Source organism: Paenibacillus phytorum, from assembly GCF_013141715.1.
In the GTDB taxonomy this organism is placed as follows: Bacteria; Bacillota; Bacilli; order Paenibacillales; family NBRC-103111; genus Paenibacillus_E; species Paenibacillus_E phytorum.
In genome coordinates this window covers 105,771-124,316 of sequence record NZ_WHOA01000190.1, presented here as the reverse complement: position 1 = coordinate 124,316, position 18,546 = coordinate 105,771, and the positions used below count along the sequence as shown (strand labels likewise).

The window sequence follows — 18,546 nt, the reverse complement described above, 5'->3', positions numbered from 1 at the left end:
AATGAAGAAATTAACGGGATTATTTCCTTTTAATCAAATTAGATAGAGGAAACTAAGGCAGAGCCTTAAGTTCTTAAGTTGGCCTGGGTCGCTACAGGTGCATTTCTCTTCTCATTAAGTAGTCCGTGTTTCCGTCTGAAAGCTAGAAATAACGGGCGTAAACATTGCCGTATCGGCAAAAAACAACTCAACGTCCTCCATGGTGGCAGTTATGGCAGTTATGGCAATTGTGACAGTTGTGGCAATTATGACAGTTGTGACAGTTGTGGCATTGGTGACAATTGAAACAATTGAAGCAATTCAAGTTGATGCAATTGAAGCAATTGACGCAATTAAAGCAATTGACGCATAATCGAGCCTCTTGCTGGCTTTGAGCGTTCCAAGGTGTCAACTCGCTCGCCTTGAACTCGGAAACATTCAACTTCTGAAGATCATTTTTGAAATCATTCATAGCTCAAACCTCCGTTTAATAAATTGTTGTGCCTGTGAAATCCGCCAATTAATTCGAGTACACAATGACAACATATGAACTTAGTTCCGCTCTTGTTACTGATCTAAATGCCTATATTTTAAAATACTTCCTAAAACCATTCATCAAATGATACGCATTATCAGGCGGGTCAAACCTGATATTTCAAGTTCCCGTTACCGGACGTAACTTTACGAAAAAATGCAGCAAACCAGCGCCACCATTGAATCCCCATGTACGACAAAAAGGCTCTGATCATTTTGGTCAGAGCACTTTTTGCTTACTTTTCCAATATAACCTCATTCTTTCCAAGCGAAGCCTCGTTTTCTTTAGGCTGCCTTGGCTGTATGAGCGTTCAAGCCATACCTCTTAGCCAGACGCTGCCCATATAAAGCCGCCAGGATTTGTTGAAACAGCATACCTGCGACAACCGGAAGCGCAACAGGCGGCGGAAAAAAGCTGATAGCGAGCACTGCACCCGCACTCAGGTTTCGCATCCCCGAATTGAAGGTGAGGGCAATTGTGACTTCGCGGTCCCACCTCATCATCCGGGACACAAGCCATCCTGCCAAATAACCGATAGTTGCACATGCGAAAGCAAGAACAATGACTTTAACCAACTGACCATTCATGTCTTTCAGATAGGGAGCTATGACTGAAGAATTAATCGCGACAACTACAAAAAGTCCTATTTTCGAAAAGGGTGCCAACCTCGGTCCCCAGGTTGTTTTAATTCTGCCTTTTGTCCATTGATTAAGCAGCATGCCAATTAATGACGGGATCACAACCATTAAGAATAACCCACTCATAATATCCCATGGGTCCATATGCACCTTAGCCCCAACGATAAGAGAGAGACTAAGCGGCACAATCAATGGAGATAGAAGCGTGTCCAGCAAGATGAGCGCCAGAGTGAGCGCTATATTACCCCCGTATATAGTAACCCACACCAAGCTGACAACCCCGGTAGGAATAACGAACAGAAGCACAAATCCAGTCTGTGTCAAATCATCACCCGGGAAAAATATCGAACCGGCCGCCCATCCCAGTATCGGCATCGCAAGGTGCAAAATGATAAAATTGGCTATAATCGGCAACGGGTGCATCATCACCTTACGTAAATCCTTAAAATTAGATCCAATGCTTCCAGCAAACGTCATTGCAGCAAATATCCAAGGTACTAGAAAGCTAAGATGATGCAGCCAAGCTGAGCAAATTAACCCAACAATAACTGCAGATGGCGTTACAAAAGGCATCGCTTTTTCAAGTACTTTATTCAATCGGATTAGCATACACAACCCTCTTCTGTCTTTGATAATGAGGCTTTTCCATAGCTCCGTATACTTCGGTTCCCACTAGAGCAATCCCTGCAAAGAGCAAGGCTGAAATGATCTTCCTCCGTTGATAAGACATGGCAGATTGTCACCATCGTCATTGTCTGGTTGAATGGTAATGCGAAAAGCCCGGGAGGAACGGAATCGCTCTAACCGGGCTCTTACATGTATGTTACTCACTTCAACCCCCAAGAATTTGATCGATAAGATCCAATTCTTCCTGAGTGAAAGTAGGCTGCTTCAAAGCTGCTACATTATCGTCAAGTTGACTCACTTTACTTGCACCAATTAATGCGGAGGTAACATATCCCTTGCGAAGAACCCAAACTAAAGCCATTTGGGCAAGGCTTTGCCCGCGTTCCTGAGCTAGTTTATTCAGAAGTCGCGACTTTGCGATCTTTTCCTCGGTAATATCCTCTGGCCTTAGGAACACACTGCCACCTGCCGCACGGGAATCTGCCGGAATGTTTTCCAAATAACGATCCGTCAGCAGTCCTCTGGCTAGAGGGCTATAAGCGATTGACCCCACGCCTTCTCTTGCCAAAATGTCTTGCAGACCCTGCTCCAACCGTCTTTCAAACATCGAATAATGTACTTGATGAATGATGAATGGAGTGCCGAGACCCTTCAATATAGCTGCTGCTTGCTCCGTTTGCTCCGCATTATAGTTGGACACACCCACATACAGCGCTTTTCCTTGCCGTACAGCCTGATCCAAGGCACTCATTGTTTCTTCCAGAGGAGTCTCAGCGTCAAACCGGTGCGAATAATAAATATCGACATAGTCCATGCCAAGTCGTTTTAAGCTCTGGTCGAGGCTGGCTAGCATGCTTTTGCGGGAGCCCCGCTCCCCATAAGGACCGTCCCACATGCGATAGCCGGCTTTGGTCGCAATGATCAGCTCATCACGGTAAGGGTGAAGATCCTTCTTCAGAATTTGTCCGAACGTTTCCTCCGCAGAGCCTGCCGATGGACCATAATTATTCGCAAGATCGAAATGGGTAATCCCCAAATCAAACGCATGGCGCGCTAGGGCCCTGCTGTTCTCGAATAGATCGACACTTCCAAAATTATGCCATAATCCAAAAGAGATCGGAGGCAGCTTAAGACCGCTCTTTCCGCTTCGGTTATACGGCATTTCTGCATATCTTCCTTCATTAGCCAAATAGTTCATCGATGATCCTCCTAATGTGCGTGCTATCATTTCCGGTTCTATAAAATGGAGATAGTTGCAAGACCTGAAGCTGGAACCGCAAGCTTATGAATGCCTGTAGTCAACATGGCAGACAGCTCCTCTACAATGTCTCCGCAGCAATTTTTAATAATTACTTTCGCTGCTCCAACTTCACCAGTTACCTCTAGATAGAGTCCATCCTGTCTTCTACCGTTCACCAAAGTCCACTCGGACACTGGCGCTCCTGCATCTATTGGCACAATTCGCTCATGATAAGCGACAATAATCCCTCTATCCTCTTTAAAGGCACGGACTAGCGGATACAACAGCTCCGGATTCATAGGCTCAATCGGGCCGTCTAACAACAGATCACGGTTCTCCTTCCAGAAGGAAAGCCAGTATTCGAGCATCCTCAAATGATTAGCAGGCAGCTTATCCAAGAGGACCGATACTTGAGGCACCGAAAATAGACAATTAATTAACTGTAAGGCTGCGCTTTCCACGGGTTCCTCCGGATGCCACATGATCATATCCGCATGAGCAGCGGTATCTCCGCAAATCAGCCTGATGTCCAACGTACGCACTCGGTTCTGGATGCTGTCGTTCGGACAATCGGCTGCACGGAACATATTGCCGTATTTGCGCATGGCAGGACCGATATACATCTGGCGGAATTCGATCATGATATCGGGGTTCAATTCTCTCAATCTACCGATAGAGTCCGTCAATAGACGGTCAACGGCTTCAGGTATGGACTCATAATCCTTGCCGGGGACTATTGAGGGAAGCTGAAGCTCCGGCGAATAGAACGTATCAATGAAATCAAGCTTGAAGCCGTCCAAGCCCCATTCTTTCACCGCTTCTTCATATTTATTTATGATATACTCTCGAACATCAGGGTATCTCGGATCGAGCACGGCTGCCCCATGATTTTCGTTAAATCGCAGAATCTTATCTTTGAATCGATCCCACACCTTACTGTATTTACCGATAAAAGGTACCGAGTACCAGAGGATAAATTTCATGCCCAGCTCATGAACCGCATCAACATGCCGCTTCATATCGGGGAACTTGCCCTCAAATGTCTCCCAATCGCCGCAGTAGGCATATCCTCGTTGGTTATCTGACGTCTGCCAGCCGTCGTCCACAATGACAGCTTCCATCCCCAGCTTCTTGGCCAAGCGGCACTGCTCCTCGATATGTGCGTCTGTTACATTCTGATGCATACTGTACCAGGTCGAATACATCGGTTCTTTGGCAGCCGCAGGAACGAACGCCGGACGATATTCCGACATGGCGCTCCACCACTCTTGAACGCCCTGAAGGCTTTCATAATAAGGAATATCTCTCGTATCTACGAGAAGCTTTGCCTCATATGATGTGAAAGGTGCGGTCGTTTCTGTAAACAATTGAACGCGGCAATGGAAATCAGCCGTTTCCTCGCTAATACCTCCCGAATAGTGCACCGTGTTAAGTGCATCCGAATAAGCAAATGTCAGCCTATTGCGACCCACGCTATTAAACAAGGAATAAACCGGAGCAGACGCAGCCGCATTGGAACGTAACGTGCGCATCCAGTCGGCCTTAAAGCTCTTATTTCGGTCCTGGGCCGGATGCCAGCTGCCTTGAATATCACAGGCAGGATGCGACCAACCAAACGTAAAAACGGGAGGCGTCAGCGCCTCCTCCGCTTCAAATTGTAGCGTGATGAGATCGATTCCCTCTTGCAGCTTTTTCGTAAACAGCGTGACGGTAAACCCATGATCCTCACCCGATAAAGTAAAGGTATGAGTATCCGTGTTTATGATTTTGTTCATACTGCGTCCTCCTGCTGATTCTTATGACGATTCGGGCCTGCATGACACCACACGGTGACAATCGGGTCGTCCTCACTCGAATTAAGGTGATGATCCTCACCTGGTTCAACAATCACGATATCCCCGGTTGTCACCGGAATATGCTCACCGTTAATTTCCATCGTTCCAGTTCCCTGCAAAATAATGAACGCTTCACAATCTCCGTGGACATGATAGTCCCTTCCACCCGGTCCATCATTTGTATGACTGCGCTCTCCCCGTTTCGCGAAAGAAAGACCTCCTGAAGATAAATAAGCACCTGGTAATACATCCTGCAAAATGTGGCCGTTATTCTTATCCTGTAAATCGCTCAAACGCAGCTTTTTCATCTTGTTATTCCTCCATTTCCAAGCGGTAAAGGCGGCTTTGGAAATCGCCTTTCCAGATCGGCAAATTTAGACCCACATGCATAAGCTCATCCCCGCCAAAGATTTCCACACCATCGCCCTGGTCTTCGGCATCGTTCAGTAAGTAATTGTTCTCTGCCGCTAACCCCTTTAATCGCAGCTTCCTGAGCGGTGCGTTCGGCTCTGACAGCACTTGGAAAAAAGCAACCAACGCTTCCTTCTTATCTTCGGAAACAAACATCCAAGCAGCGCTAACGTGTTCAAACGGGCTGATCAAACGGTAGAATTCGCCGAATTGGATCAGCGGCCGCAATTGTTTATAAAGCGCAGTTTGCTTCTTCACGGCTTCCCTTTCCGCTTCCGTAAATGCGGTCAAATCCAGCTCATAACCGAAATTACCCGACATTGCTACATTTCCCCGCATATCGAGCGGCGTCGTACGGTGCACCTGATGGTTAGGGACTGCGGAAACATGAGCGCCCATGGTGCTGATCGGGTACACAATACTTGTGCCGTATTGAATTTTTAGCCGTTCTACCGCATCCGTATTATCGCTCGTCCACGTCTGCGGCATATAGTAGAGCATTCCAGGATCGAACCGCCCGCCACCTCCGGAACAGCTTTCGAACAATACACTCGGAAACGCGGAAGTTATCCGCTCCAACACGTCATACAGCCCCAACATATAACGATGAGCCGTTTCACGCTGCCGCTCTGGCGGGAGCTTGGCGGAACCGATTTCCGTCATATTGCGGTTCATATCCCATTTCACATAGGTGATGGGACTGCTCGCAAGAATATCGGTGATGACTGTTACGGTGTAGTCTCTTACATCTTGACGTGAATAATCGAGAATCAGCTGCTGCCTCGCTTCAGTTCTCCTCCGGCCAGGCACGTGCAAACACCAGTCGGGATGGGCCCGATACAGGTCGCTGTCCGGGGATACCATTTCAGGTTCAAACCATAGACCGAACTCCAGCTCTTGCTGCTTCACTCGGCTTACCAAATCCGGCATGCCTTGTGGGAGCTTGTTACGATCAACGAACCAATCTCCGAGCGAGCTTTTATCGTTGTCTCGCTTACCAAACCAACCGTCGTCCAGCACTAAAAGCTCTAAACCGAGCTCTTTGCCAACTCGCGCAAGCTCTTCAATTTTATCCGCGTTGAAATTAAAATAGGTGGCTTCCCAGTTGTTGATGAGAATCGGCCTGTGACGATCCCGGAATTGTCCACGGCATAACCGTGTGCGATACAGCTTGTGATACGTGCGCGACATCCCGCCGATTCCTTCCGAGGAATAGACGAGAACCGCCTCCGGCGTTTGGAAGGTTTGTCCAGGCTCCAAAAGCCAAGAAAAATCAAACGAGTTGATGCCCATCACTACACGGGTCGTTCCATAAGGATCCACTTCTGCTTGAGCAACAAAGCTGCCGCTGTAGACAAGACTGAATCCGTAGGCATCTCCTTGGTCTTCATCCGCTTGCTTGGAAAGCAGGGCCATAAATGGGTTGAGCGAATGGCTGCTAGACCCCCGGCGGCTCTCAATGACAGACCCGCCTGTTAGAATGGGGCGTCTTTCGATATGACGTTCACGCGCCCATGTGCCTGATAAATGAAGCATATCGAAATCGCTGTGGGATATATCGATACCCAAGCTTAATGCTCGAAGCAGCTTGATCGATTGATTACCCACATTTACAAATCGCACAGACCGGGTTATCGCATCCAAATCACGAAATACGGTATACGTGAGAATGGCCTTCAATCCGATCGCCCTATCGACCAATACGATATCGATACTCTCCGCTTCGCTGTCATCCTCCGTATAGGTGGAAGGCAATCCCTCTAACGGTGTTTTTCCCGCGTAAATTCGGTGGGACTCATAGACGAGTTCGCTGACCGTCGTTCCGTCTTCCAACTGAACCTGATAGGCTGGAACGCGAAAGTCACTGCCACCATATGCCGGAAACTCCTGCGGCAATGTGTCCAAAGACAGCGTAAGATCATTCGGATCCGTGGACGGAGAGAAAGAGCAGCGACGTCTTATAGCGAGCAAATTCCCCGGATTGGTTCCCCGTATTTGGCGTCCCCAATGAACGTGAGCCAAATATTTGGATTTGATCAGCTGCATGATATAGCTCGATGACTTCCCTTGAAGATGGAAAGTTTGCGAATTCGAATCGTACACAATCCCCATTATTCCGCGTCTCCTTTTTGCGTATTAAATCTTTAGATGCTTCCAAGCCCCGCGTTTGAACCTAAAATAAATCAAATTAGACCTAAGAAATTGATCACAAGCAACGGCACTCCATAAACCGATCATGCCCCAATGAAAGACGTAAACAAATAAATAACTAAGCACAACCCTAATTCCCCACACGCCAATGAATGTCGAATATAAGGGGTACCGGGTATCTCCTGCTCCTCTTAACGCTCCTCCAAGAACAAATTGCGAAATTTGAGAAACTTGGATAAAACCTACGATCCGAAGTGCCCAAGCCCCTTCGCGAATGATCGTCTCGTCATTCGTATATAGCATGAGGATAAGGGGAGCAAGCAAGATGAAAAGCGCTCCCATAAACCCGGCCACGAACATGCCGTACTTTCTGACTTGCCACACATAACGTTCGGCCAGATCAGGTTTGCTAACGCCTAGGGTTTGCCCAACTAGCGTAGAGGCTGCGATGGCAAAAGCAGCACCTGGCATAAACGATATCCCGATTATGCTCGTTACAATCTGTGATGCCGCGACGGCAACGGTCCCAAGTCCAGCACAGATTTTCACAAACGTCATAATCCCTAATCGCATAATAAGCTGCTCAAGACTGCTCGGTATCCCTATCTTCAACATGCGGCTGATCATAGCCTTATCCAATCGGCTTATATCTGACCAGCCAATACGGACGGCAAATCTTCCGCTGAACATGACGGCTATAAAGCAAATCATAGACCCGGTCTGGACCACTAAGGTAGCGATGGCCGCCCCCGTAATGCCCATTTGCGGAAAATCGAGGTGACTGTAAATCAACACGAACCCGAGGATAACATTGACGCATCCTGACATCACGTTGATTTTCATCGGAGTCCGTGTGTCTCCCGCTCCTCGCAGAATTGCGGATAAAGCTGACGATATAGAGGAGAAGCCAATGGAGAAAAACATTAATTTCGCATATGGCAATCCATATTGAACCACCTCAGCGCTGGCTCCCATCAAATGGAGCATGCTCTCCGCAAAGGTGACTCCAAGCGCTACAATAAGGACAGACAGGACGGTACCGAGCAGAAGCGATTGCCCTGCGGCCAGATTCGCATCCCCCATCTTCCCCGCTCCCGTGGAACGGGCGACGATAACCGTTGTACCCGTATTGAGCGCTGCAAAAAGGACAGTCAGTAATAAATAAGGTTGGCTTGTTAAGCCCACAGCCGCCACGGCAATGGCCCCAAGGTGTCCAACCAGGATCATCATCACCATTTGGGTCATATTCATGAGCAGCATTTCCGTCAAAGATGGACCTGCCAGTTTGAAAATCATCCGGCGAACGGCCTTATCATCATGCGGATCAATGGAGGCGGATTCGCTGTATAACTCTAATCCTGCACTCATGGCCGGCCCGCCATCAGATGTTCCATCCTGGCAAATAAGCTTTCGTATTTTGCAGCATTTGATCGAACAATACCTCGGCATCGTGGATATCGATATTCACAAGCGGATCGTTGATAAACGCCTTGAATGCTAAGTCTTTGTCCTTTTGAAGAGCAGCCTTCAAAATAAGCTCCTGATTCATCGTATGTTGCAAGACCAGATTATTAACTTCCATCGGAAGCTCGCCCGCGTAGACCGGACGCAAACTATTCGCTGAGAACACAGCATTCGTTTCCACTACTGCTCCCAGAGGTATTCCCTTCATTTGTCCAACGTTTGGAACGTTAATATTGGTTACAAATTGTTCAAGCCCGATTAGACCTTTTAACTGTCTGACCTCTTCTTCTCCTGATGCCTTGAGCGGCAGTTTCTCCTCGGAACGTAGCAGCTTACCGTAAAAAAGCTCCGTTGCTGCATGCTTTTCGACTCGGCTTTGTACCGTCGTTAAGCCGAACTTCCATGAACGAACCGTCTCCGGATCTTTCAAATACCAAGGAGGCATGAATTCCGCCAAGTGGCGATCACCTGCCGCTGCAATAACGCCATAGCGCCGAAACAGATCAAACTTCACGCGGTTGGCGGCCGTATAGGTGTTCGTGACCCAAGCATCTTTGTTGTGCTCAAATCCGGATTCATAGTATTTATCAACAAACTTCCGATACATCGGAATTAAATCCATATTTTGATACGTCGCTTGATCGATCCAAGTAAAATGATTAATGCCCAGCACATTCACTTTGACTTGATCCCGATGCACACCTTCAATTCCTTCCATATCGCGCAGCATACGAATCAAAAGACCTTGCACACCGAAAATCTCATGGCAGCAGCCTAGTGCTTTAATTTTCGGAAACACTTCAAAAAGCGTCCGCGTACAGAGCGTCATTGGATTCGTGTAATTGAACACCCAGGCATCCGGTGAAAAACGCTCAATCGCTTGTGCTATTTCCACATACATGGGAATCGTGCGCAGAGCTCTGACAAGGCCACCAGGTCCAGTCGTATCGCCAACGGCCTGATAAATGCCGTATTTTTCCGGTTCATGTACATCGGATTCCATTTCCCGGAATGTTCCGGGAAGGATCGAGATAAACACAAAATCGCATCCGCTAAGCGCCTCTTGGAGCGTCGGATACGCCTTGTAAGTCCATCTGGATTTCGTCTCTGCATAATCGGAAACCGAATTACCCAGCTTTTCATTATTTTTGGCCTTACCGTAATCAAGATCGAACAAACGAATGGTGCCCGACAATTGACCATCAAGCGCCAGATCGGCAATCAGATTTTTCGCCCAATACATCGAGCCTCCACCAATATAAGCGATTTGGATATCGCTGACTTTCTCATTAGCAAATTTCATATTGCCCCTCCTTCTTGTCCTGGAACCGTCTTGCATACGCTACCAGTATAGTGAACAATTCCACATTGCGGGATGGCAAAAATTAAGTCAGGTTGTGGTTTTTTACACTTTCAAGCACGAAGGATGAACATATCCGCAAAGGCTTTAGTTCGGCAGGGTAGTATCCAATCCAAATTTTACCACCTATTGTCCTGTAATTGGATGTGCTAAATTATTGGGCTATTGTAGTAAATTACGATAGCTAAACATGCCATTTACAGCCTAAGAGTCCACTTCATTGGAGTAAATCCAATAGAAGTCCGTCTTAAGACGATAAATCAGCTCTTTGGTTGGAAAAAATCCAATGGAATGGCGATTTTCAGAGCTTGAGAGAGCATTTGATTGGATTTGCTCCAATGGAGTTGCGGTTTTCGCCCTGAGACCCAATTCGGATTCTTACCAGAAGGATGATTAAAAAAAGGACTGCCCCTCAAGTAAGTAGATCTATCTACTTGAGGGACAGCCTTATATAAAGATAAAGCGTCTACAGCAGACGCTGTAAACGTAGGATCGTGAATCGGTTGCGCACGAAAAGCGCATCCTGCAGGGACGCCTCCACCAGCTCCGGCTCCACACCGAGCTGCTCCGGCGTCACCGGTCCTTGCACGGCCTCGAGCCATGCGATGAGCTGCGTTGGGGCAGGGACCGATCGGGCGATGGCTTGCACCTCGCCCCACTTCTCGGCGATGCGCGCCTTCAGCGCCTGCGCATCAACAGCCGTGCCATTCGCCGGGAAATTCTCGGCGATAACCATCTCAGCCATGTCCCCATAGACCTGCCGGATGCGATCCGCATCCGTAAGTTCACTGGGGACATGGCCTTGTGCTAGGCGCGCAGCGGCCGCGTCGGCCGTGAGCCCCTGCAGCGCCTCATAGCGCTGCGCCATGAGCACGGTCGCGACGCCGACCTTCGCGCCGTGCAGCAGCGCCCGGCGGCGCTGCTGCAGAAGCACCATCTCCCAGTAGTGGGAGAGATGGTGCTCAGCCCCGGAGGCCGGCCGCGAGTGGCCGACCATGAGCATGGAAAGGCCTGATAGGATCAGGCCTTCCATCAACCGGAGCAAGCCGAGATCCGTGCGCTGCGCGATCTCGTCCAAATGAGCCGTGCAGAGCTCCACGGCCTCCAGCGTCAACCGAGCGCTCAGCTCGCAGTTGTGCTCGCCGAGGAGCACACGGCCAAGCGACCAGTCGGCCAGCGACGTGTGCTTGCCGAGCATATCGCCTAGGCCGGCTGCGATCATCGCCTGCGGCGCCTTCGCCAGCACCGCGAGGTCGGCGAAGATGGCCTCCGGCGCGCAGGCCGGGATCGTCTGCTTGAAGCCACGGACGATGAGCGGCGCGCCCACTGACGCGAAGCCGTCCACGGACGGCGCCGTCGGCACAGACAAGAACGGACGATTCGTGCGATGCGCTACGAAGCGCACGATGTCGTGGACGGTGCCCGCGCCCACGGCCACCAAAACCTTCGATGAAAGCGGCGTGTCCAGCATCACCTGGACAATCGCTTCTTCATCGGCCGCCACTTCCCCCATCGCGTTCTCACGAATCACGCTGATGCTTACCTTCACCTGCGCGGCTTCCAGCAGATCGCGCAGCTTCTCTCCAGCCGCTTGATACGTCCTCCCGTCCGCGACAAGCGTCACTTCCTCATAGCCGGCTTCTTTTACATACCCGGCCACCTGCGTCAGCGCATCTCGTTCAATAACGATCCGCTTAATCGGTACTTCGTGCCGCAACCCGCAAGCGCAATCCATACTCTTTCCTAGCCAGACATCCAATATCTCACTCATCCCACGCATCCTCCTCTGTCTCCTGGCTCTACCGTTCCGTTTCAACATGTACGTACAAGTGATTCTTCCCCTATTCTAGCAAAAGCTATGCTATAATGTAACACATTCTGGCTGCAAATATTGTAACTAGAGAGGAGATCACTAACCTCATGCCTATCCAAACAGAAACGGAGCTTTACGCTCCCATTAAACACTATTTCGAGCAGCGAGGTTACACCGTTCGCGCAGAGATTAAGCATTGCGACTTAGTTGCCATTCGCGGTGATGAGCCGCCTATCATTGTCGAATTAAAAAAAAGCTTCAACATCCCGCTCCTCGTGCAAGGCATCGATCGTCTGCGGCTGACGGATCAGGTCTATGTCGCTTTCGAGCTTCCCAATAAAGGACGAGCTCCGCATCGACTGCAATGGGAAGAGATTCGACGTTTATGCCGCATGCTCGGCCTAGGTGTACTGACCGTTCAATTTTTCAAACGCAAACAGCCCGCAGTGGATCTCGTCTGCGAGCCTACTCCCTATCAATTACGCCAAAATAAGCGTGCTGCCTTGAAAGTTGTAAACGAATTTCATGAACGCAGTGGGGACTACAACGTCGGAGGCAGCTCAAAACAGAAGCTTATGACTGCCTACCGTGAAAAATCGCTGCATTGCGCCTACTTACTGCAACAGCATGGACCACTTAGCCCGCGTCTTCTGCGTGACTTTACGAGCAACAAAGCCGTAAGCTCCCTACTTCAAAAAAACTACTACCGCTGGTTCGTACGCCAAAGCCGCGGCATTTATCATATCACCCCACTTGGGGTGCAAGCGTTAGCGGAGTATGCCCATGTTCTAGCTGCTTTTCCCGGGGCGGAGACGTCCGACTCATCTACTATCCTACCTACTTTAAACCCTTAAGAGCGAACAACAACTCCATGTATGTTCGCTTCTTCCTTCAACATTAGCAGCGCTTTGTTCATCCAAATCGCCGCCTGCGCCCCTTCGCCCATGGCAATAGTCACTTGCTCCGCATGAACACCCACGTCCCCTGCTGCCCAGACGAATGGCACACTCGTCATTTTACTGCGGGGATCCGTTACAATGTGGCGATTCTCCATTCGCTCCGCGCCTAACTGCCGGGCCAAATCCGACTTCACTTCATTCCCGCCGAAGGCTATAAACCCGCGCTCCGCACCGATTCGCTCCCCATTTGCCAAAACAACACCGCGAAATAAGCCATTGGTTTCAGCCATCACCTCCCTAATATCTTCCGCGACATAGGTGATTCTCTTATCCTTCAGCTTTGCTAATAGCTCGCTCTTCACAGCTTTCTGCTCATGATTCACATAGGTGAGCTTGTCCGTACGCGTACTAAGCGTCAGGGCCATTCCCGCTCCAGAATCACCAGAACCCATCACAATGGTCTGTTTGTTTTTTATCTCATAGCCATCACAATCAGGACAGACGTAAACAGTCAGCCCTAGACAGTTTTTCAGATTGGGCAGCTCGGGAATACGGTCCAGAAGTCCTGTAGCCAAGAGTAAAGTTGGGGCTTCATATCCCTTGCCAGACTTCCCCCATAGCTCAAATCCATCCCCAGGTTTACCTTTGTTTACAGCTTGTACAACTTCATCTTTAGCGAAAGTAACACCAAGCTTCTCAGCTTGAAGCCTCCCTAATCGGCGAAGCTCTTCACCCGATACACCATCTGGCCACCCCAAAAGGTTATGGTAGCTTTTACATAGTGTAGACCGGCCATAGCCGGCATCTATAACAAGCACACGATGCTCATATCTCCCTAATTGAATGGCTGCTTGAAGTCCAGCAATACCTCCGCCAACAATCATGCTGTCATATTGTTCCATAACCGCACGTCCTCTTCTCCTGTCATCTACTTCCTAGGATATCCGAGTTAACGCGCTTTCATGCTCATCTTATTGATTCTTAATCGACCATACAAGGGCAATTTGTGACATAGCTGCAGTCATTAAAATCCATGGAATCCAGCCCCCATCCAAATCACTGCCAAATGAGATTAAACAGGTAATTGAAATCACACGCCCAACATTCAAGAAAAATTCCCGAACAACCATACTTTCTACTTTCAATTGGCCTTTAAGCGGCAGCTTCGCAATGAGACCATAATAATAGCCTGTCATTGTATTCCCTTGCAGCGGTGCGAAAATAGAGTGCAAAATCATGAAACTTACAACGGTCCATACATTAACACTCCCTAGTAAAAAAGATACACCAATAAGGTAACCAAGTGTTGATATGGCTAAATAAAGTCGAGCTTTACTAGCATTTGCGTATTTAGATATAAAAATGCCCATTACGATCGATAGACTTGAGTATAATACACCGAGGTAGCCCACAATATCTTCACGCGGCATCACTTTGAAAAGCAGAATATTCGGTAAGAAAAGCATTGTCCCTTGGAGCAAACCCATTCCCAAAAATCCAAACAGCGCTTTCAACCAGTCACGTTCTTTCTTCATAATAAGACCAGTTAGCTTCAAATAATAAACTCGATGATGTCCACCTGAAGCTTTAATTTTCAATGAAATCAGTGCCGCTAGTAAGAACATACAGAATGCTATTGAAAAGACTATGGTGTAGCCGCTTAGTCCTTCTTTTAATCGGATAATGAATCCGGCAAGTGCCGGCCCCGCTAAGGTTGCTGCTGTGAAAAAAATCATATTGAATGCAAGATATCGAATCCGGTTCTGCTCGTTAGACACATCATACATCAGGGTTAAATAACCTACCCAGTAAAAAGCACCTGCAAGTCCATTAAAAATGGCAAATAGCATATAATATTCGACCAGTTTCTCTTGGGCTAGAATGACGCTCAAATAAAAAAGACCTATGAGCATGATACCTAGACGATACGATACCATTCGGTCTTTCTTCTTAATCATGAGGCCGCCAAGTGCAAAGCCTATCGGTGTTAAAATGAAAACGACCATGCTGTATGTACCATTCACTACGACACTGTGCGTTAACCGCCATAAGTATAAGTTTAAGAACACGCCCGACATGGAAGCGCCAAATTGAAAAATAGAATGAATAATTAATGAAATTACGGCTTCACGAGACAATTGCTTCTCACGCGGAAGTGAATTTCCTCTGCTATGCAGCCAAGACCTGATTCTTATTATCATCATAGACCTCCAGTCCTCTTTATTGTAACAGCCTATTCCTTTTCTGTTAAACAGCAAAAAGCCTCAGCATTGGCGCTGAGGCTTTATTACCACCCATTATTGAGTTACTTCTTAAGGCTATCCCATGTTTTCTGGAATTCCTCAAACATTTGATCCTTCGTATACTTCTTCGCTACATAACCTTGCATAATATCGCCGAATTTTTTACTGGAAGCTTCGCCGCCTGGGAATTTGAACCAGTTCCAGCTAAGTGTTTTACCAGCTTTACTGTAAGTGATGATGTCAGCTGCCAAAGGTCCTAGAACTTTCTCATCAGCAGGAATGGATTTGAATGCTGGAATGAATTTGAATTCTTCCGTAATATATTTCTTACCTACATCAGAACTTACCATCCAGTTCAAGAATTTCTTAGCTTCGTCTTTCACAGCAGAGTTTTTGTTGATAACCCAGTTGTTTGGTACACCAACGAACAATTTATCGTTCGCAGCAGCGTCATCGCTGATCGGCATTGGCAAGAAGCCAATTTTGATGTTCGGGTTTGTTTTCGTGATTTGGACTTGTGTCCAGTTACCTTGTTGTGTCATTGCTGCTTTACCAGTAGCAAAATCAGTTACTTGTGTATTGTAATCGGTTTGAAGCGGATTTTTGTTACCATATTTCAATTGCAGATCAAATAATTTCGACCATTGATTAAATACTTCGTTACCCGGAATTTTTGCTGTTCCTTTGTTCAAACCGTCAATGAAGGCATTTGGATCCTTTTGGTAAGCAAACGGTAGGTTTACGAAGTGGTTACCTAGTACCCACCACTCGCCATAACCGGTTTCGAAAGGTGTAATTCCTTTTGCTTGAAGCTTTTTAGCTGCATCTTCCAATTGTGTGAGCGTTTTTGGCAATTCAGTAATGCCAGCTTGTGCAAACAAGTCTTTATTGTATTGGAAACCATAACCTTCAAGGTTCAGCGGTTGTCCATATATTTTACCGTTTTTCGTCATTGGCTCTTTAGCTACGTCTACAAGATCACTTACCCATGGTTGATCGGAAAGATCTTCTAGGTTTTCGATCCATTTATCGAGATCCGTGAAACCACCGTTGTTGAAAATATCCGGTTTGTCGCCGGAGTTGAACTTCGCAAGCAAAGCTGCGCCGTAGTCAGCACCGCCGCCAACTGTATCCACCTGAATTTTAACGTTTGGATTTAGCTTTTGATATTCTTGAACGAGCTTGCCAAGTTGATCGGCGATTTCTACTTTGAATTGGAACATTTTAATCGTGACTTGTTTACCGCCTGCAGGTGCTGGTGTTGCCGCTCCACCCGTTGTTGCTGATGGAGTTGGCGCAGTTTCTTTCTTTGCGCAGCCAACGGCAACTAGAGATAGTGAAAGTACGGCAGCCATACTGATCATTGTTAATCTTTTCATTTAGGTAAAGCCTCCCTTTTAAGTTTCAATCAGCTTACCCTGATAACGTTTCGTTAACTCGTCATCAGCTTACATGGTTTATTGTAAACACTTACTTAGACCCTTAACACAGAGGATATTGAACATAAAGGTGGAAGATTTTGAACATATTTGCAAAACTGTTAACCTTTTACCGAACCTGCCGTAATACCTTCTACAATATGTCTCTGCATGGCCAAGAAGAAAATAACGATCGGCAGGACGCCAAGTGTTAAACCAGCCAAGGCCAAATCCCATTGCTTCGTATATTGACCAAAGAATGAGAATGTTGCTAAAGGTATTGTTCTCAGATCTGGACTATTTAACACGAGTGAAGGAAGCAAATAATCATTCCATATCCATAAACTGTTTAAGATAATGACGGTCGTAGACATCGGCTTCAACAGCGGGAAAACAATTCGCCAAAATACTCCGTACGGCGAGCAGCCATCCACAGTGGCTGATTCTTCAATCTCAAGCGGAATGGATTTAATAAAACCATGAAACAAGAATACGTTTAGTGAAACACCGAATCCAAAGTAACAAATAATCAATCCGAACTTGCTATCCATAAGTCCAACTTGACTCGCGACGCGCACAAGCGGAATCATGATGGATTGAAACGGAATCACCATAGCAGCAACGAAAGCAATAAATACAAGATTGTTGAATTTACTTGATTTGCGAACCATTCGATAAGCGGCCATGGAACTGATCAATACAAGCCCCACATTACTGAGTACTGTAATAATTAAAGAATTCATAAACGCACTTGGGAACTTCATGATTGTCCATACCTTCGTATAGTTATCAAGATATAAGCTTGACGGAAGTTTCGCTGTGCTGGCGGCTAGCTCCGGAAATGTCTTAAGGGAGTTGACGATGACAAAGTAGAAAGGGACTAGGAATAATAGCCCAACCAAGATACCAAGCACCTCGAGTGAGAATAGTCGACCAGAGTATTTTTTGACGGATTCCATTAAACTTCAACCTCCTTGCGTTTCGTATACATGACTTGGATGGTCGAAATAATGGCCACTACAACGAAGAATACTAGCGCTTTTGCTGTACCTAAACCATAGTTGTTATTCCGGAACGCTTCTTGATAAATATTGATGGAAACAGATTCTGTTGAGTTGAATGGTCCGCCTTTAGTCAAGGCAAAGTTCAGGTCAAACATCTTGAAGTTCCATGAGATGGTCAGGAACAAACATACGGTTACAGCTGGCATAATGAGTGGAATGATAATGTTCTTAAGAACTTGAAATCGCGTAGCACCATCAATATAAGCCGCTTCAACCATATCTTTGGGCACATTCGAAAGTGCCGCAATATAAATGATCATTAAGTAGCCCGAACCTTGCCATATGCTAACGATGGCGATTGCCCAGAAGGCTGTAGGTGCATCACCCAACCAAGGAAGTTGGAAAAAACTGATATTAGTCAAATCGCCTAACGTCGCGAACCCTTTGACGAAAATAAACTGCCAAATGAAACCAAGCAGTAATCCCCCAATAACGTTTGGCATGAAGAAAATAGTACGCAGTACATTTCTGGTTTTCAGTGCCTGTGTGAGCAAGAGCGCCAAAAGAAACCCGACAAGATTCGTGAGAATGACATCCGTCACGGTTATTCTTGTTGTAAACCAGAATGCGTTGCGATAGTCCGTGTCATGAAAAAGAAGGTGTTTGAAATTGTCTAAACCGTTGAACTTCACGGTTGTTGTCACACCATTCCACTCGGTAAATGAATAATAAATACTCATGAGAAAAGGAGTAACAACAATGAGCGCGAAAAAGATCAACGCTGGTCCGATAAACACCCATTGTTGGATAAGTCCTGCTAACCCTTTGTTGGCCTTCATGGGAATTTCCCCCTTACGATTATGTAACTATACCCTAAGTATAAAGCCCTTGTTCTTGGCAAAACACTGATTATCGTGATGCATTAGGTG

Annotated in this window: 16 protein-coding genes; 1 reads left to right on the top strand and 15 read right to left on the bottom strand. The window is 47.2% G+C overall.

The genetic code is table 11. From position 1 onward, the window contains the following. Nucleotides 1-187: 187 nt before the first annotated feature. From GC098_RS41740 to GC098_RS27125, 10 genes are all read right to left on the bottom strand, one after another. A complete protein-coding gene (locus GC098_RS41740) occupies nucleotides 188-451 on the bottom strand; it encodes a heterocycloanthracin/sonorensin family bacteriocin (RefSeq protein WP_171646324.1) in 264 nt (87 codons plus the stop codon). Between the two features lie 347 nt (nucleotides 452-798). Continuing rightward, complete coding sequence (locus GC098_RS27165) at nucleotides 799-1,761, bottom strand: bile acid:sodium symporter family protein (RefSeq protein WP_171646323.1); 963 nt, start codon at nucleotides 1,759-1,761, stop codon at nucleotides 799-801. Next, nucleotides 1,742-1,882, bottom strand: coding sequence for a hypothetical protein (locus tag GC098_RS27160; protein ID WP_171646322.1), 141 nt, complete (start codon nucleotides 1,880-1,882; stop codon nucleotides 1,742-1,744). Before GC098_RS27160 ends, GC098_RS27165 begins: the two co-directional genes overlap by 20 nt. Before the next feature lie 102 nt (nucleotides 1,883-1,984). Next, on the bottom strand, nucleotides 1,985-2,977 hold the full coding sequence (locus GC098_RS27155; protein WP_171646321.1) for an aldo/keto reductase: 993 nt from the start codon (nucleotides 2,975-2,977) through the stop codon (nucleotides 1,985-1,987). Nucleotides 2,978-3,015: 38 nt separating this feature from the next. Further along, nucleotides 3,016-4,794: a glycoside hydrolase family 36 protein gene (locus tag GC098_RS27150; protein WP_171646320.1), complete on the bottom strand. Its 1,779-nt coding sequence runs from the start codon at nucleotides 4,792-4,794 to the stop codon at nucleotides 3,016-3,018. Then, complete coding sequence (locus GC098_RS27145) at nucleotides 4,791-5,162, bottom strand: cupin domain-containing protein (RefSeq protein ID WP_171646319.1); 372 nt, start codon at nucleotides 5,160-5,162, stop codon at nucleotides 4,791-4,793. Before GC098_RS27145 ends, GC098_RS27150 begins: the two co-directional genes overlap by 4 nt. Before the next feature lie 4 nt (nucleotides 5,163-5,166). Beyond that, nucleotides 5,167-7,377 (bottom strand): alpha-galactosidase, encoded by a 2,211-nt coding sequence (locus GC098_RS27140; protein ID WP_171646318.1) that lies wholly within the window; start codon nucleotides 7,375-7,377, stop codon nucleotides 5,167-5,169. 24 nt (nucleotides 7,378-7,401) lie between these two features. Then, complete coding sequence (locus GC098_RS27135; RefSeq protein WP_171646317.1) at nucleotides 7,402-8,784, bottom strand: MATE family efflux transporter; 1,383 nt, start codon at nucleotides 8,782-8,784, stop codon at nucleotides 7,402-7,404. Nucleotides 8,785-8,797: 13 nt separating this feature from the next. Continuing rightward, on the bottom strand, nucleotides 8,798-10,183 hold the full coding sequence (locus GC098_RS27130) for a family 4 glycosyl hydrolase (RefSeq protein WP_171646316.1): 1,386 nt from the start codon (nucleotides 10,181-10,183) through the stop codon (nucleotides 8,798-8,800). Between the two features lie 523 nt (nucleotides 10,184-10,706). Next, the gene (locus tag GC098_RS27125) at nucleotides 10,707-12,011 is read right to left on the bottom strand and encodes a sn-glycerol-1-phosphate dehydrogenase (protein ID WP_246359003.1); all 1,305 of its coding nucleotides are present in this window, start codon (nucleotides 12,009-12,011) and stop codon (nucleotides 10,707-10,709) included. A gap of 149 nt (nucleotides 12,012-12,160) precedes the next feature. Here GC098_RS27125 and GC098_RS27120 point away from each other — a divergent pair, with 149 nt between their 5' ends. Beyond that, complete coding sequence (locus GC098_RS27120) at nucleotides 12,161-12,907, top strand: DUF2161 domain-containing phosphodiesterase (protein WP_171646314.1); 747 nt, start codon at nucleotides 12,161-12,163, stop codon at nucleotides 12,905-12,907. Here GC098_RS27120 and GC098_RS27115 read toward each other — a convergent pair. From GC098_RS27115 to GC098_RS27095, 5 genes are all read right to left on the bottom strand, one after another. Then, nucleotides 12,904-13,854, bottom strand: coding sequence for an NAD(P)/FAD-dependent oxidoreductase (locus GC098_RS27115; protein ID WP_171646313.1), 951 nt, complete (start codon nucleotides 13,852-13,854; stop codon nucleotides 12,904-12,906). The genes GC098_RS27120 and GC098_RS27115 overlap by 4 nt on opposite strands. Nucleotides 13,855-13,923: 69 nt before the next feature. Next, nucleotides 13,924-15,153 carry an MFS transporter gene (locus GC098_RS27110; protein ID WP_246359002.1) on the bottom strand — a complete coding sequence of 410 codons (1,230 nt, stop codon included), beginning with the start codon at nucleotides 15,151-15,153 and terminating at the stop codon, nucleotides 13,924-13,926. 104 nt (nucleotides 15,154-15,257) lie between these two features. Further along, nucleotides 15,258-16,574 carry an ABC transporter substrate-binding protein gene (locus tag GC098_RS27105; RefSeq protein ID WP_171646311.1) on the bottom strand — a complete coding sequence of 439 codons (1,317 nt, stop codon included), beginning with the start codon at nucleotides 16,572-16,574 and terminating at the stop codon, nucleotides 15,258-15,260. Nucleotides 16,575-16,735: 161 nt separating this feature from the next. Beyond that, complete coding sequence (locus tag GC098_RS27100; RefSeq protein WP_171646310.1) at nucleotides 16,736-17,572, bottom strand: carbohydrate ABC transporter permease; 837 nt, start codon at nucleotides 17,570-17,572, stop codon at nucleotides 16,736-16,738. Then, entirely contained in the window at nucleotides 17,572-18,456 is an 885-nt protein-coding gene (locus GC098_RS27095) for a carbohydrate ABC transporter permease (RefSeq protein WP_171646309.1), read from the bottom strand. The genes GC098_RS27100 and GC098_RS27095 overlap by 1 nt, the downstream gene beginning before the upstream one ends. Nucleotides 18,457-18,546: the final 90 nt, after the last annotated feature.